13 protein-coding genes and 1 pseudogene are annotated in these 14,956 nt (G+C 37.9%); 9 read left to right on the top strand and 5 right to left on the bottom strand.

From position 1 onward, the window contains the following. The first annotated feature begins 5 nt into the window (after nt 1-5). The 7 genes from NSQ37_RS05070 (at nt 6) to NSQ37_RS05040 (ending at nt 7,652) form a co-directional block, all read left to right on the top strand. Nucleotides 6-530, top strand: coding sequence for a conjugal transfer protein (locus NSQ37_RS05070; protein WP_249852447.1), 525 nt, complete (start codon nt 6-8; stop codon nt 528-530). Beyond that, nucleotides 418-2,913, top strand: a complete 2,496-nt coding sequence (gene conE, locus NSQ37_RS05065; RefSeq protein WP_253600785.1) for a VirB4-like ATPase ConE — start codon at nt 418-420, stop codon at nt 2,911-2,913. Before NSQ37_RS05070 ends, conE begins: the two co-directional genes overlap by 113 nt. A 17-nt stretch (nt 2,914-2,930) precedes the next feature. Next, complete coding sequence (locus NSQ37_RS05060; protein WP_095292607.1) at nt 2,931-3,257, top strand: YddF family protein; 327 nt, start codon at nt 2,931-2,933, stop codon at nt 3,255-3,257. A 3-nt stretch (nt 3,258-3,260) separates the two neighbouring features. Continuing rightward, complete coding sequence (locus NSQ37_RS05055) at nt 3,261-5,708, top strand: CD3337/EF1877 family mobilome membrane protein (protein WP_341123354.1); 2,448 nt, start codon at nt 3,261-3,263, stop codon at nt 5,706-5,708. After that, nucleotides 5,705-6,694: a bifunctional lytic transglycosylase/C40 family peptidase gene (locus NSQ37_RS05050; RefSeq protein WP_341123353.1), complete on the top strand. Its 990-nt coding sequence runs from the start codon at nt 5,705-5,707 to the stop codon at nt 6,692-6,694. The genes NSQ37_RS05055 and NSQ37_RS05050 overlap by 4 nt, the downstream gene beginning before the upstream one ends. A 14-nt stretch (nt 6,695-6,708) precedes the next feature. Continuing rightward, nucleotides 6,709-7,215, top strand: a complete 507-nt coding sequence (locus NSQ37_RS05045) for a hypothetical protein (protein ID WP_341123351.1) — start codon at nt 6,709-6,711, stop codon at nt 7,213-7,215. A gap of 62 nt (nt 7,216-7,277) precedes the next feature. Further along, a complete protein-coding gene (locus NSQ37_RS05040) occupies nt 7,278-7,652 on the top strand; it encodes a cystatin-like fold lipoprotein (protein WP_445661283.1) in 375 nt (124 codons plus the stop codon). A gap of 37 nt (nt 7,653-7,689) precedes the next feature. Here the strand turns inward: NSQ37_RS05040 and NSQ37_RS05035 are convergent, their stop codons facing one another. Beyond that, a complete protein-coding gene (locus tag NSQ37_RS05035; RefSeq protein WP_341123349.1) occupies nt 7,690-8,574 on the bottom strand; it encodes a DMT family transporter in 885 nt (294 codons plus the stop codon). 381 nt (nt 8,575-8,955) lie between these two features. Between NSQ37_RS05035 and NSQ37_RS05030 the strand changes: the two genes are divergently transcribed. Next, on the top strand, nt 8,956-9,324 hold the full coding sequence (locus NSQ37_RS05030) for a hypothetical protein (RefSeq protein WP_341123348.1): 369 nt from the start codon (nt 8,956-8,958) through the stop codon (nt 9,322-9,324). A gap of 33 nt (nt 9,325-9,357) precedes the next feature. Here NSQ37_RS05030 and NSQ37_RS05025 read toward each other — a convergent pair whose 3' ends face one another. The 3 genes and pseudogenes from NSQ37_RS05025 to NSQ37_RS05015 form a co-directional block, all read right to left on the bottom strand. Continuing rightward, complete coding sequence (locus NSQ37_RS05025) at nt 9,358-10,866, bottom strand: recombinase family protein (protein ID WP_341123347.1); 1,509 nt, start codon at nt 10,864-10,866, stop codon at nt 9,358-9,360. Between the two features lie 76 nt (nt 10,867-10,942). Beyond that, nucleotides 10,943-11,122, bottom strand: a pseudogene (locus NSQ37_RS05020) (DUF255 domain-containing protein); the annotation flags it as partial. A 149-nt stretch (nt 11,123-11,271) separates the two neighbouring features. Continuing rightward, nucleotides 11,272-12,183: a DMT family transporter gene (locus NSQ37_RS05015; protein WP_025285584.1), complete on the bottom strand. Its 912-nt coding sequence runs from the start codon at nt 12,181-12,183 to the stop codon at nt 11,272-11,274. 135 nt (nt 12,184-12,318) lie between these two features. On the opposite strand from NSQ37_RS05015, the gene NSQ37_RS05010 reads away from it, so the two are divergent. After that, nucleotides 12,319-13,767, top strand: coding sequence for an aminotransferase-like domain-containing protein (locus NSQ37_RS05010; protein ID WP_025285583.1), 1,449 nt, complete (start codon nt 12,319-12,321; stop codon nt 13,765-13,767). Between the two features lie 316 nt (nt 13,768-14,083). Here NSQ37_RS05010 and NSQ37_RS05005 read toward each other — a convergent pair whose 3' ends face one another. After that, complete coding sequence (locus NSQ37_RS05005) at nt 14,084-14,869, bottom strand: 3-hydroxybutyrate dehydrogenase (RefSeq protein WP_015240976.1); 786 nt, start codon at nt 14,867-14,869, stop codon at nt 14,084-14,086. Between the last annotated feature and the right edge of the window lie 87 nt (nt 14,870-14,956).

The following is a 14,956-nucleotide window of genomic DNA, read 5'->3' as shown; positions in this document are numbered from 1 at the left end:
TCTGAATGGGGCGTCTGGTGTTCAACTACCGGAAGGCAATGAGAGAGCCGAAAAAAATTCAGCAATTAACCGAAAATTATTCGTTACCCTTTGCAGTTGAGTTAATACCGGCTATTAACTATTTCATTTTTGTTGGCCTATGCTTTGGGTTCTGGTACGGCGTGAGGATGATTTTTCCTCACGCTTTTGATAACAGTTACGTCATCGTGATTTTTGGAATACCGTTTTTTCTAACCATGCTTGTAACAAAAATAAAGCCGGAAGGCAAAAACATCTATTTATATTTCTTTGATTTCGCAAAATATTACTTCTTCATCAAGCTTCCACAAAAGAAGTATTGCAATGACCGAAAGGTTGATTTAAGTAATGAAAAACAAATTGAGTTTCGAAAACTTGTGAAGGTGGTGGATTATTCGAATGAGACTAAAAACGCCTATGAAGGCAATACACAAGAATTTGCTGTTAACAAGAACGGGCGACGTGTGGGCGTACTACCGAATAAAAAGCAATTCGATTCCTATGCAAAATAAAGAAAAAGTTGAGTCGTACAAAAAGAAATGGCAGCATCTTTTTGAAGAAATTACATCTTATGAGGATTTTCACTTGATGATGTATCCAAGTGAGTATGAATTAGAAAAACGATTTAAGGATTTAGAAACAGATATTGCGGCAGATGCAATGGATGTGGCACGTTACTACAATGAAGAAACCGTAAGGCTGTTAGAACAGCGATTAGGAAGGCTGACAAAGTATGATTTCATTTTAGGTGTAAAACTGAAAAGCAGTCTTGTCAATATTAGTGTGGAACTTAAAGACAATATACTATCTTTTTTCAATACGGCGACTGATACAGTTGTGAAAATGCTCGGGTGGGAACAAAATGTTTCCACCTCTTTTTTTGAAAAATATGAGGAAGTTGAAGAAACATTAGCCAATATCATGGCTTCTGTTCGCGGAGAACGGCTTTCAGAATCCGAAATGACATACATTAACCGTTATCACTTTGTACGTGGGTTAAAGCACCAAACGAATGAAGAAAGTGAGATAAAGGATGTTCGCTCTATTACAAACACGATCATAGACCCCACTGACCCATCCGTTTTACATCTGCATAGTGACCAAGATGAAGGCTATTCAGCTTTTGTCGTGATTGACGAATTTCTTCACAATATGTCGGAAAGTGATTTGTTTTATGAAGCGCAGTCTCTTCCCTTCCCTGTTGAAGTACAGATGAAAATTCAAACGGAATCAAAGTCCATTACCAAGCCTGCCCTCAACCTCAAAAGACAGCAATTGAAAGAAGAACAAAAAGAACAACAAAGCACAGGCGATCGAAGTGATGTTTCTACTGTCACAAGTGCCACAATGATAAGGCATTTACAAGATGAAATAAAGAAAGAAGATGTGCACGTGATGAACTGGCTGTCTGTGATAGTCGTTCATGGAAAGACAAAAAAAGAATGTGTGGGGAAAGCAACGATTGTCAAAAGGCATTTAAAAGGCGCTGGCATTACATGCCGACTTCCGGTGGCTGATCAACTAAACCTTTTTTATAAAATGCTCCCTGGTGAAAAGTTAGATATAACCGATAAGAACTGGATTCAAAAAACGACACAAGATGGAGTTGCAGAAGGTCTTTTCGCTGTTAACTCTGATATTGGTTCGAAAATTGGATTCTTTCTCGGTTGGGTTGATCGTTTTCAAGAGCACACAGACTTAGAAAGTGCCATTATGTCCAGCCGTGATTTTGTCTTATTCCACCCTTTCTTAGCGAATCAACAGTTAAAAGGTTCAAAGACACGTTCTCCCCACTGCTTAATCACAGGAGACACAGGAAACGGCAAGTCATATCTGGCGAAATTGATCTTTAACTATATCAGCATGTTAAACATCAAATCTCTGTATATAGACCCTAAAAAAGAAATGAGAAAGTGGATTCAAAGAGTCTTGAATGATGAGTACATTCGAGAGAATTTCCCCTTATATATTGCACATTTAGAGAAATACAACTATATCACGCTAGATCATGAAAATACGCACAACTGGGGAGCGCTTGATCCTGTTTCTTTCCTCCCTCCTATGAAAGCAAAAGAGCTAGTTCAAGTCATTTTTGAACAAGTATATGACTTTAAAGGGAAAGACGATGTGAACACAGCTTTCCTTCGTGCTACGTCAGAAGTAATTGAGTTGAAGCAAAAAGGCGAACAGGTCGGCTCACTTGATATTATTTGGAGGATGCAGAACCATCCGGAAGAAGCTGTACAAAAAGCTGGCGACTATTTAAATGAGGTTGTGTCAGATTCCATTTTGAAACTTTGTATTCATGATGGTTCAAACCCTGCATTGTCACTTGAAAAACGAATCACCATTTTAGAGGTTGAAAATATGGATTTGCCTGATCATGCTGAGCGACTTGAAAACTACACCATATCACAATTAAAGTCTAGTGCCGTCATGTTTGCGCTTGGTAAGTTCTGCGAACTATTCGGTATGAATCAAGATGAACAAACTGTTGAATTTATAGATGAAGCATGGATATTCACCACTTCCCAACAAGGAAAAAAAGTAGAAAGACAAATGCGCCGGATTGGTCGTTCATACAACAATGCGGAATACTTCATTTCCCAATCCACAAAAGACGCTTTGAAAGAAGAAGATTCCGGAAACTTCGGTGTTGCCTTTGCCTTTGACGAACCAAACGAACGTGAAGAAGTGTTGAAGTGGATGAATATGGAGGTCACTAAAGAAAACAAAAAAATGATGGAATCCATGTTCCAAGGTCAATGCTTATTTAAAGATTACTATGGCCGCACCTCCAAAATTTCGATTGAATGCCTATTCGAAGAATGGCAAGGTGCTCTGAAAACAGTTGAGAAAAAAGCCGTCGCATATGCGGAAGAAAAATATTTGTAAAAGGGGTTGAATCGTACATGGAAATAGCTTTCTTAAACTCTCTTGTGGTCACGAGTCCAGGCTTTTATAAAGCTGAAAAAATCACATTGGACGAAGTTAAACAATGGTTGAGACATTATGACGGACGATACAAAAGTTTTATTGGGCATAAATCAACGGCACAGTTTCTTCAAAAATTATTAGGCATCAAGATTGAACAAAACCGAAAGACTTTCAGACATATGAAATATCAAAAAGCAATCTGTTTCTCTCTGTATGAACGATATCCCGAAAACGTGCTGCTAACACAAAGAGACTTAGAGAAAGCCAGATACCAATTTTATTTATTAACTCGATTAGATTAGGAGGTGGCTGTAATGAAAAAGAAAAGGATACTGATTGTGTCGGCTATCGTGTTGTTGTTTCTAACTGTTGCTTCAGCTGTCACTGTTATTTCGGCTGATGGAGATACAACGACACAGCCAAAAGTCGAAAAAGCTGGCGGCGTGGAATTGAAGGTGAAGAGGTTTCCTATCTCACGCTATCAAGCGAATAATGAAGCATCTGACGATTTAATCAAGGGGGCGTTTGTTGGACTGACAAACGTCACTTTTTCTTTTGCAGGCAATATTGTCCGTGTGGTTGATGCGGGAATGGATATTTTGTATAACTTGCAACCGATTGACGAGTTCGCAAACTCCATTACAAACGTTTCTAAATCAGTTTATAAAACTCTGAAAAAGAATTTCGGTGAAGCGTTATTCATCTTCACGTGTGGCTATGTCGTCTATCTGTTCTGTGTGAGAGGTAGCGTAAAAGAAGCAATGCGACGGAGTATTCTATTTATTTGTGTCATGGTGATCGGCGGGCTTTGGATGTCAAACGCTGGTTATTACATGAAGGCGTTGAATGCCTTGTCTGTAGAAGCACAAGGAAAGCTTTTAACTGCGGGAAATGGGTTGGTTGGCATTGTTCAAGATGAAGGGAATTTTGCAGATGGTTCTGCAATTGAAAAAGGAAAGGAAATGGAAGGCACAGTTGCGGTCATGCGTAACCTTTACTTTGACATGGCTTTAATGAAACCTTTTCTAATCGTGAATTTTGGAGAAACGAGTGAAGCAAAAATTAATGAAAAAGGCGATTCGAAAAGTAAATTATCGAGGGTCGATAAACTTCTTTCATATAAGCTTTCTGAGGATGGAGAGAAAGCAAAAAAAGACCATATTAAAGATACGGAAATACGCAAATATGAAAATGAGTCCATGACCACTGGAAATGTCTTTGCTCAACTTGGAGAGTCTTTTATTGCTGTGGTCGCTTCTGTTGTGATTGGTGTTCCATTTTTGGCACTAGCGTTTTTTAACTTCTTGCTTCAAATAATCGCTCTAGTGATTGTGTTCTTTGTGCCATTTGCTTTCATCTTAGCGTATGTTCCCCAATTAGCATATTCGGGATTTGTTACACTTGGACGCTTAGGGAGTGTTTACCTACTTAAAGCGATGTTAGGAGTCATTGTTCTGTTTGTGTATGTCATTTGTTTTATGGTTGATACGTTAATTCCTCCAAATGGTTTTGGAAAGTATCTACTGAATGTTACTGTACTCGCTTTAATTCTTTGGATTGGTTTTTTGAAAAGGGATGCCATTATCAAGTTTGTGACTGCTGGAAAAGTGGTTTCAGTTGATAACAATATGTTGGAAAATATGAGACAAAACGTTGTTCAGCCTGCTTGGGAAAATGCGAAAAAAGTAGGAGGAGCACTAAGTACAGGAACGGCAGGCACATTCACGAATTTTGCAAAGAATTTTAGGGGGAGAAAAGATGCTTCAGCTGATAGCCTAGATGGTGCTCCAAGTGGAAGTGGCGGTAATTCACCGAGTGGGGCTGCTATGGGATATGATAATAACCATGCCATTTCAAGAACCCCACAAAAAGAGACTACTAACGGAATAGCTAGTCATAACAGCCGAAGCTTAAAACGAAATCCTCAAACTCTATCAAAAGAACATGAGAAACAAAAAGAAGCATTTGCGAATGCAAAAGAAAATAAACAGCAATCCCATTTAGAAAGATTGAGAAAAGATGGAATAAACTCTCCTATGCTGAAGGACGTTTTGCAAGAAGGTAATGAAGAGTTATCCAAAAGAGCGCCTATATTACAGGATAAAAAGGATGAATCAGCTAGAACAGATCAAAAAGAATATGAGGAACAGCTTCTTAAACAGCCTGAAAGTCATCACCCACAATTTGATGATGCATCATTACAACATGAAGAAGAAACTGCTTCTGATCGAGCACCAGTCTCACAAGAGAGTGATAAAGACACAGAACGTACTGATCAAAAAGCGTATGTTTATGAAGAACAAAACCAGAATCCTGAAACAGATATGCAACAAGATTTTGAAGTCCAGAAAGATGATACTGTTTCAAAAAGTGAACCTGTAGCACAAGAGAGATCAGCAGACATCAAACGTTCAGACCAAAAAGTCATAACGAGTCAATCTGAACCACAGAATGGCTTTGAAAGCTCTCAACCTACAAAAGTAGAGAATCAACCTGTTGTCAATAATGAACGAAAAACCAGACCATCTGAACCCGCAAAAGTTCATTCAGATGGTATTCGTGCTGAGAAAAAACAGACGGATGCACCTGCTGAAAGTAAGACTGTTTTAAGAGAAAATCAGACTTCATCACAAACGATTAAGCGAACTGAAGAAAACGTAAATACATTTGAACAAGTATCGTTAAATGAAATTGCAAGACGTTCTTCATCAAAAACAGAAGATCGACTGAGAAGGGATGAAAGAACAAGATGATGAGTAAAAAGGTAGTTCTTCCTTTGGTGTTCTCGGCTCCTTTTATCTTCTTTTTTGCTTTATGTATCGTAGTGGTTATGACGATTTCAAGGGAGAATCAAGTCGGAGACGATTTTATAGGCGGCGGGGATGGCGAATATGAAACGGTTGGTATTGCACCGGAAGTCGAACGATTTAGGGCTGTATTTGAGAAGTACGCTCGTCAGGAAGGTGTTTTTGATCAAATGAATATTATTATGGCGCTCACCATGCAAGAAAGTGGTGGGCGTTCTTTAGATATAATGCAAAGTTCCGAAAGTATCGGCTTACCTCCCAACTCCATAACTGACCCAGAACGTTCGATTGAAGTCGGCATTAAACATTTTAAGAAGGTTTTTAAACAGGCTGGTGGTGATGTTCGTTTAACCTTACAGGCATACAACTTTGGTTCTGGATTTATAGACTATGTCAAAAAGAATGGCGGGAAATACACAAAGAAATTGGCACTTGATTTCAGCCGATTGCAAGCTTTCAAAATGGGATGGAAAAGTTATGGTGATCCAAGCTATGTTGATCACGTTATGAGGTATGTGAAAGGTTCTGATAAAAATGTAGCGCCTGTGAATGGCTCTATGGATTTCTATGAAACGGTCATGAAAGAAGCTTTGAAGTATGAAGGGCAACCGTATGCCTGGGGTGGTTCAAACCCGAAAACTGGATTTGATTGTTCGGGCCTTGTTCAGTGGTCTTTCGCCAAAGCCGGAATTACTCTTCCAAGAACAGCACAGGAACAACATGGGGCAACAAAGAAAATAAGTGAAAAAGAAGCGACTGCGGGCGACTTGGTGTTCTTTGGCGGCACATATGAAGGAAAAGCCATTACTCACGTCGGCATCTATGTTGGCAATGGCAGAATGTTTAATTCAAATGACAGTGGAATCGAATATTCTAATCTGAAATCAGGTTATTGGAGAGATCACCTTGTATCTTTTGGACGAATTAAATAACTAGGAGTGGAAACATGAAAACACATATTGCATGGGCTTCAGTTTGTTTGTTATTAATATTGCTGACGGGATTTTTCACGAATGGACAGCAAACTTATAAGTTTGAAAAGTTAAAGGATAAGAATGAAGTTTTGACAGAAAAAATTAAGGAATTGAACCATATAGAATCAACAAGCAGCGCTTCGGAAAACAAGGCATTTTTTGAAGCATTTTTTAATTACTCGGACATAGATGAGCGATATGAGACAGTTAAGAAGCATACAACTGGAAAAGGATTTGACTATGCATTCCCTTCTCGTTCTGATCAAAAGCACACAGTCAGTGTGCAAAGTGATTTACTTTCATTAGAGAGTTATTCAAAGCCGTTAGATGAATCTCATGAATTGTTTTTAAACATTGCTGAAGTCTCCACAACTGCGAATTCAGTTACTACGAATCAAGTGTTGATTGTTCAAACGACTATGAAAAAAGAGAAAGATGGTTGGTTAGTTGATAATGTGCAGGTCAAGGGAAATGGATAAAAAGTGGAAAAGATCAAATTGTTTGTTTATACTAAAAATTGAAAAAGGAGGTAATGTTTATTTTGAAAAACCTTTTAATTTTCCTTAGTTTAATAATGATGATTGTTTTAACTGCATGCGGCGGCAACAAATATGATAGTGCGATTGATGATGTAATCAATCAATATAAAGAAAAACAAGATGACAGTGACCCCATATATAGACGAGACAATGCGATTATTAGAGTTTATGACGAAGGTAAATATATTCAATTTGCGTTTTACCTTCCAAAAGATTCTTTTCGTGAACTGACGTCTTACACCTATTATGAGAAAGTCGGCGATAAGTATCAAGAGATGGATGGTATGCCAATGAATGGCGAAAATGATCGACTTGGCTTATCAAAGAAAACACCAGACTATGAAGAATCAAAAGGTAAAGAAACTAAAGTTAATTGAAAAGCAAACTATACAAGATAGTTTGCTTTTCTTTTTGTTATGAATTTACTTCTTTCTCTTTCTCTTTAATAACTAATAACACACCGCTAAGAATTAAAAACGAGCCTATCCAAAATGTCCCGCCTATTTGTTCTCCCAGCAGAAGCCATCCAAGTAAGGTCCCAACTAAAGGTTGAAAAAAGAAAAAGAGTCCTCCACTTGATGCATTTAATAATTGTAGTCCACGGTTCCACAATAAAAAGGCACAAGCTGTTGAAACAATTCCTAAATACAAAAGACCACCTAGAATTTTAGCGTCAAATAATTGTGACGTAAAAATCGTGCTAGGTTTTATAAAAGGAGTTAGTGCCACAATGGCAACAAAAGTTGAATATGTTGTAACAAGTATAGGTGAATAACTGTTTGGAACACGTTTGATAAGCACTGACATAAGTGCCCATGTAAGTGCTGCAACAAGTAGAGTAATACCGCCAATTTGATTAGATGTATCAATATGGCCGTTTCCAACAATAAACAATACGCCTACTGTGGCTAAAATAATTGAAGCTCCTTTTTTTATATTAAGGGGCTCCTTGAGTAATAGACGGGCAAAAATAACCATAAACGCTGGTGTGGCAGACGTAATAATTGCTCCCATCTGTGCTGAGGATAACATCGTTCCATATTCTTGCGTAACAATTGAAATTGTGTTGCCAACTATTCCAATGATAACAATTAATAAAAGGTCCCGTTTATTAATTTTCCAAGATTGTCTCTTTATTAAACCGACGATAAGAAGTGTAAGGATGGCTATTACGTACCTAATCCAAACCAATTCAATAGGCGGAATTACTGCGACAACAACCTTAACCACAACATACATGCCGCCCCAGATACTAGCGGCTAAAGCTAAATATATAGAACCTAACAGGGTATTTTTCATTTTTTTTGTTCCCTCCGTATTTAAAATTAGGTCAATAAATGCCCTAACGGAGAGAAGTAGTCACTTTACTCCATTAAGGGCGGAGAAGTGCTACTGGAACATCATTTTCAAATAGTGGAGCTAAAAACATATATTTTCACCTCGATTTCATTATTGCCTTACATTATACAATGTTTGTTTTTAAGACGTAAACCCCTCTATGTATGTATATTTTTGAGTTGTTATATTGTGGGTGTCAAGTCGCAAAAGTATCGCTGTAACCGAAAAAACGCAAAGGAGTAGGTATAATGGATTTTTTAAAAAAACGGATAAGTAAATGATTATCCTTTTTCCATAGTTTAGTATAATAGAGGTATTTGAAATAAATGGGGAGGTAATCAGATGGTTAGTAAATTAGAGATAGATTATTTAGTTGAGCGTTTAAAAAGCGATGCTTCAGACCATAAAGGTGAAGATGCACATAGTTGGGGTCTTTATGGATACTTAAAACAGCTTTTAGAAGATAATGTTTTAAGTCATCAAGCTGCAATTGGTTCAGCCAAACGAGCAGTTACTGAAGATATTAATTCATTAAGCGATGCTCAGTTAAAAGCATTAGCACTTGATATATTAAACAATGATCTATATATGGAAAAGTGCCCTAATGAATGGTGTGGTGAAGAAATAGCATGGGGCGATATGAGTATTGCATTATGGGAAGGACAATGTTATCACTGTGTAAATCAACAAGAAAAAGTTGAACATGAGTAGTAAATCAGCAAGCCCTTAATGAAGGGCTTGTTTTTATTCAGACCAATCAATTTTGATTTCACGATATTCTTTGTTGCCTATAGGATGGTACCATATTATCTTTTTGATAAAAGACATCAATTCATTATTAAGCTGCGACTCATCTAATTCTGACCAATTATTGAGAAAGTGATCTAAGTATTCAACGAATGATTCCTTGTATTTTATTTTATCTTCTTTTGATGTTTCCTTTAATTTGGTTAATTCTTTTTGAAGATTATCCAATTCAATTGATCGGATAGTTCTTCTCTCCTTAAAATCACTGAGACTTATTAAGTCTTCCTCTAATTGAAGTTGGAGCATTTGTAATGCTTTTTCGACTTTTTTAATTTGTTGTTCAATGCTTTGTATCTCAATAGCAGTCGTATCAATGGTTTCGTTTTCATCTTTTAGTTTTTCAAGCTCTAACTGTATTTGATCCTTTTTCATTCTTATATTGTTGATGATTAATTCCATCATCGTATTATATTGTATTCCACCATTGGTACATTTTTCGCCAAGTGGGTTTCTTTTTCTACATGATTGAATTACTCTCATGTTATTTCTATCCGTACGTATTGTAACTGAGTGAGTTCTTCCACATAAACCGCATACAATTAAAGAGGATAATCCGTGTTTTCTCATTTTGGCTCTAGGGTTAAGTAATTTTCGTTTATCTAAAGCTTTGTTTGCTTTGTCCCATGTATCTTCGTCTATAATGCAGGGTTTAACAGCGTCTTTAACAACAATCCACTGATCTTGTGGTCTTATTTTTCCGTCTGTTTTATTTCTTCCTTTCAACCGATTAGCAACAATCCACCCTTTATATATCTCGGATCGAATCATTCTGACAATGCTTTGACCGTGAAAAAACTTCCCATTGTTTGTTCTGTATCCCAATTTATTTAATTTTACTGCGATATTATCAGCACCTATGCCGTCAATAGTCATTTGAAATGCAAGCTTTACAGCTTTTGCTTTTTCTTCATCAATTTCCAATTTTCTTTCCAAACGGTTATAAATATATCCGTAGTTGGGTTTGCCATTTGACCAGCGACCCATTTTTGCACTGTCCTTTTTTCCTTTTCTTAGTTGGGCTTTTATATTCTCGTACTCCCAATTGTTAACGAACCCAGTAAATTTTAATGCTTGCCAGTCCTCTTGTACTTCAAGATCATATACTCTTTCACTATCAGTGACAAAGAGTATGTCATCTTGGCGTAAAAGGTTCATGAATTTAGGTGTCTCTGCATCATCCCTTGTAACCCTGGCTAAGTTAACTGACAAAACAGCGTCAAATATGCCATCTGTGAGTTTGTTAATCATCCTTTGGTATTCAGGTCGCATTTCATCCATTGAACTTCCAACTTCTTGGAATATTTCATACTGCCAATTGTTTTTATGAGCAATATCAAGAAGTCTTTTTCGATGTTTTGCCAAGGTTTCTTCTGTTTCTTCGCCCTCTTTATTTCGTGACTTTCTTAGATAAATGGCTACTCGCTTGATTTTGTTTTTTAACTCCAACAGCTCATCACCCTCTATAGTTCCCTGAATGTAATATACTTCTAGATTATCATAATTATAGGTGTGTAGCTATACGAACTTGGCACCAGTGACACGTCGAATAGCCGATGCTGACAAGAACCGGCTTGTTTTCGCGTTTTGCTTTTTCGAAGGCTTCTTTTCCCCAAGGATGCCAGTTTACGGGGTTGTGGGCGTGTTGGAGCAGATAGGGGGACTTCTCCATGATTAAACTGTTGGGTTTACTATTGTTTGGCATGGGCTCACCTTCTTTCTATTAATATTTGTATGTTTAACATACCACAATCCTCTAAAAAAATTCATACACTCAACTTTGTGAACCACACCCAAGTCATTAAAAAGGAGAACTGCTTATGACTCTATTTTCAGGATTAAACTTCATCCACCTTATTGCTTTTTAGATAAGAAATAAGGATTTAAAATCTTTATCGTTTTATTTACTGTTAGATAGGTGAAACACACTCCGGCGACTGTAACCATCCCGCCTGTCAGTGCAATAAACGCAGGCACCTCACCTAACCACACCCAAGAAATGGCCAAGGCTACGGCTGGTGTTAAATAAAGTGAAATGGTTGCTTCTGAAGCACCGACGAGTGAAGTTACATACGCAAGTGCAAAGTAAGGCACAACCGTTGGTAATAAACCTAAGTAAACGATAGACAATGTTGAGTTCATTGAAGCGTTCAAAAACTCTTCCCCTAAGCCAGGCAGAAACACAAGCATAGGTACTGTCCCGCCCCAAATAGTGAATGTAACGAATGGAATAAATCCATATTTTTTTATATAGCGAGCTTGAAAAACGAAATAAATACTCTCCGAAAAAGCTGCCAGCAGGATTAACAAAATGCCGTTCACTGAATTTGTATAGTTTCCTGCCCCAAATGAAATGATCGACACACCCAATAAACTTATGATAGAGCCAATCCATTTATAAAGCCCAAAATGTTCACCAAAAAACAGACGGGATAACATTGCAGAAAAAATAGGTGTCATGGTCACGAGTAAGCTTGCTACCCCTGCGCTGACTGTTTTTTCTCCGATATTCAGCAAAATGTGATATAGTGCAAAACCTAAAAATCCTAACGATAAAATAGCAGGGATATCCTTCATGTCAGGTAAACGCATATGAGTCAAAACAGCAAAAACCAACAGTGCCATTGACCCAATCAACAAGCGAAACAAAGCGAGGTGTTCCGGCGTGTAACTCTCCAAACCCGCTCGAATTCCCGGGAAAGCTGATGCCCACAACCCAATCATCAGACTGTAAGATATACCGATTCGAACTGTTTTCTTTCTCATCTTTCTCACTCCTCTTTACAAAAACCAACCAGTTATTTAATGTGGTTCTATATTAATAAAGATTTGATGATATGGCTTCAACCAGTTAAATAGATTTTGACCCAACCACTTTAGTTTTTAAGGAGGATCCTTTTTATGAGAGCTCCAGAAGAAAAAAAGATGAAAAAGCTTCCTAAGTACATACAAATCATTCAATTTATAAAAGAGAAAATAGGAAATGGAGAATGGCCGATTGGAAGTAAGATTCCAAGCCAGCGCACGCTTGCTAAACACTTTGAGGTGAACAGGAGCACAGTCATTACAGCCTTAGAGGAATTGACGGCGGATGGATTAATCGAAGGCAGAATGGGCAAAGGGACAGTTGTTACGAACAATACATGGACACTTTTGGCTAAGAATTCCGCTCCCGATTGGGATCAGTATGTAACCTCCGGAATCCAGCAGCCCAGCCAAAAAATCGTTCAAGAGATCAATAAATCAGAATCAAATTCTGATCTTATACAGCTCAGTAAAGGAGAACTTTCACATGAGATTTTTCCTTTAGCTGTTATGAAAGAGATCATGGGAAAGGTATCTCAAAACATAGAGGCATTCGGGTATGAGGAACCAAAAGGATATTTGCCTTTGAGAGAGGCATTAAGCGGCTATTTAAGAACAATCGGCATTCAAGCGTCTCCTTCTTCCATTCTTATTGTTTCGGGCGCACTGCAAGCCTTGCAGCTTATATCAATGGGGCTTTTACAAAGGGGATCGACCGTTTATCTTGACCAGCCGTCCTATCTTTATTCATTACACGTATTTCAATCAGCCGGTATGAAGCTGACTGGAGTTCCTATGGATAACGATGGGCTTTTGCCGGAACATATCCACGTGGCAAGGGGGGAGCGGGGGAGGGCTATCTTATATACAAATCCTTGTTTTCATAATCCGACAGGTATTTTAATGTCAAAAAAGAGACGAGAAGAAATCCTTGCCGCAAGTGAGAATGCACAGCTTCCCATTATTGAAGATGACATTTATCGTGAGTTATGGATAGATGAGATTCCTCCAGATCCTATTAAAACAATAGATAAAAATGGGCATGTGCTTTACATAGGCAGTTTATCGAAAACGTTAAGTCCGGGTTTGAGGATTGGATGGATCGTCGGTCCAGAACCAGTGATTGAACGTTTATCCGACATAAAAATGCAAACAGATTACGGCTCCAGTTCGTTATCTCAGAGAGTAGCGGCAGAGTGGTTTACATCCGGTGAATACCAGCAACATCTAGAACAGGTGAGAAGTCAATTAAAGGTGAGAAGGCAATTGGTCATGAGTCTCTTAGAAACCAATTTGAAGAATGTCGCTATATGGAATATGCCGAAGGGAGGATTCTTTGTCTGGGTAAAAATATTGCCTTCACTATCTATGAAATTACTTTATACAAAAGCTTTGACAAAAGGGATACTTCTCAATCTCGGCAGTATCTATGCTCAAGAAAAAGGGAATTATATTCGCTTATCATATGCTTATGCATCTCTTGAAGACCTTCAAAAGGGAATTTATGAATTGGGTTTGATGATTAAGGAATTGGCAAGCAGATAAATATATAATGATTACTTTAATAGAAAGAGACAAGCTATCAATGACAAGAATCGGCTTGTTTTCGCGTTTCGCTTTTTCAAATGCTTCTTCCCCCTCATGAAAACCAGTAAAAAAGCCGCTAACAAAGCGGCTTTTCTTAAGTTAAGATGCAAAATGTTAAAAAAGGTTAATCTTTGCCCTCCTTGTTTTATTCAAACTTCAATCTGTATGGCTATGTCTTTCCTAGAAGAACATCGGCTTGGTTTATGAAGAGTAAATCATTCACAGAAATTCTTATATCTACAGATGAAGAATAGCGCTTTTTCTATTATTTAGATCATTGGGCCGTATAACCGCCGTCCATTACGACTGCCTGTCCTGTAACTCCTTTCGCTTTGTCACTGGCGAGGAATACTGCGTAATCAGCGATTTCTTGCACGGCTAACAAACGTTTTTGAGGAACCAAGGGGTAAATGACTTCTTCAAACACCTTTTCTTTAGAAATGCCTCTAGTCTCTGCAATATCTTTTAACTGGTTTTGCACCAATGGAGTGTCGATATATCCCGGGCACAAGGCGTTGACGGTAATTCCGTATTCCGCTCCTTCCAATGCTGATACTTTAGTTAAACCGATCAAACCGTGTTTAGCGCTGCAATAAGCCGCTTTCCCTGCAAAACCAATTAAACCATTTATGGAAGCCATATTGATAATGCGGCCAAATTTTTGTTTTTTCATCAAAGGGAATACTCTTTTTGTCGCACTAAAAGGAGCAGTAAGCATTAATTTCAGCATAAATTCAAATTTATCAGTCGGGAAGTTTTCTATATCCGACACATGCTGAATCCCCGCATTGTTTACCAGAATATCCAATCGTCCAAAGGTTTCAAGTGTCTTAGAGACACTTTTTTCTACTTGTTCTTCGTTTGTTACATCACAAACCGCAGAGAGGACTTCGTATCCTTGTTCCGTAAGTTCCTCAGCTGCATGTTGCACGGCTTTTTCGTTCAAATCGGAAATCACAACTTTTGCGCCTTCTTTAGCGAATTCACGTGCAATTTCTAAACCAATTCCACTCGCCGCGCCTGTAACAAGAGCAACTTTACTTTCTAATAATTTACTCATAGTAACCCCTCCAGGAAACATTTTGGTCTCCTAAAAGTTTACACCCAGCAGTTGTATAAGTAAAATGAATAAAAAGAATGTAATGTA

It is taken from the genome of Bacillus sp. FSL P4-0334 (assembly GCF_038004825.1).
Taxonomy (GTDB): Bacteria; Bacillota; Bacilli; order Bacillales; family Bacillaceae; genus Bacillus; species Bacillus velezensis.
The sequence above is the reverse complement of the archived record's forward strand: the minus strand, read 5'-3'. Positions and strand labels throughout refer to the sequence as shown.

Coding starts and splice junctions, on each gene's coding strand:
- NSQ37_RS05070 (WP_249852447.1), top strand. CDS start 6: ATGGGGCGTCTGGTGTTCAACTACCGGAAGGCAATGAGAGAGCCGAAA.
- conE (WP_253600785.1), top strand. CDS start 418: ATGAGACTAAAAACGCCTATGAAGGCAATACACAAGAATTTGCTGTTA.
- NSQ37_RS05060 (WP_095292607.1), top strand. CDS start 2,931: ATGGAAATAGCTTTCTTAAACTCTCTTGTGGTCACGAGTCCAGGCTTT.
- NSQ37_RS05050 (WP_341123353.1), top strand. CDS start 5,705: ATGATGAGTAAAAAGGTAGTTCTTCCTTTGGTGTTCTCGGCTCCTTTT.
- NSQ37_RS05045 (WP_341123351.1), top strand. CDS start 6,709: ATGAAAACACATATTGCATGGGCTTCAGTTTGTTTGTTATTAATATTG.
- NSQ37_RS05035 (WP_341123349.1), bottom strand. CDS start 8,574: ATGAAAAATACCCTGTTAGGTTCTATATATTTAGCTTTAGCCGCTAGT.
- NSQ37_RS05030 (WP_341123348.1), top strand. CDS start 8,956: ATGGTTAGTAAATTAGAGATAGATTATTTAGTTGAGCGTTTAAAAAGC.
- NSQ37_RS05015 (WP_025285584.1), bottom strand. CDS start 12,183: ATGAGAAAGAAAACAGTTCGAATCGGTATATCTTACAGTCTGATGATT.
- NSQ37_RS05010 (WP_025285583.1), top strand. CDS start 12,319: ATGAGAGCTCCAGAAGAAAAAAAGATGAAAAAGCTTCCTAAGTACATA.
- NSQ37_RS05005 (WP_015240976.1), bottom strand. CDS start 14,869: ATGAGTAAATTATTAGAAAGTAAAGTTGCTCTTGTTACAGGCGCGGCG.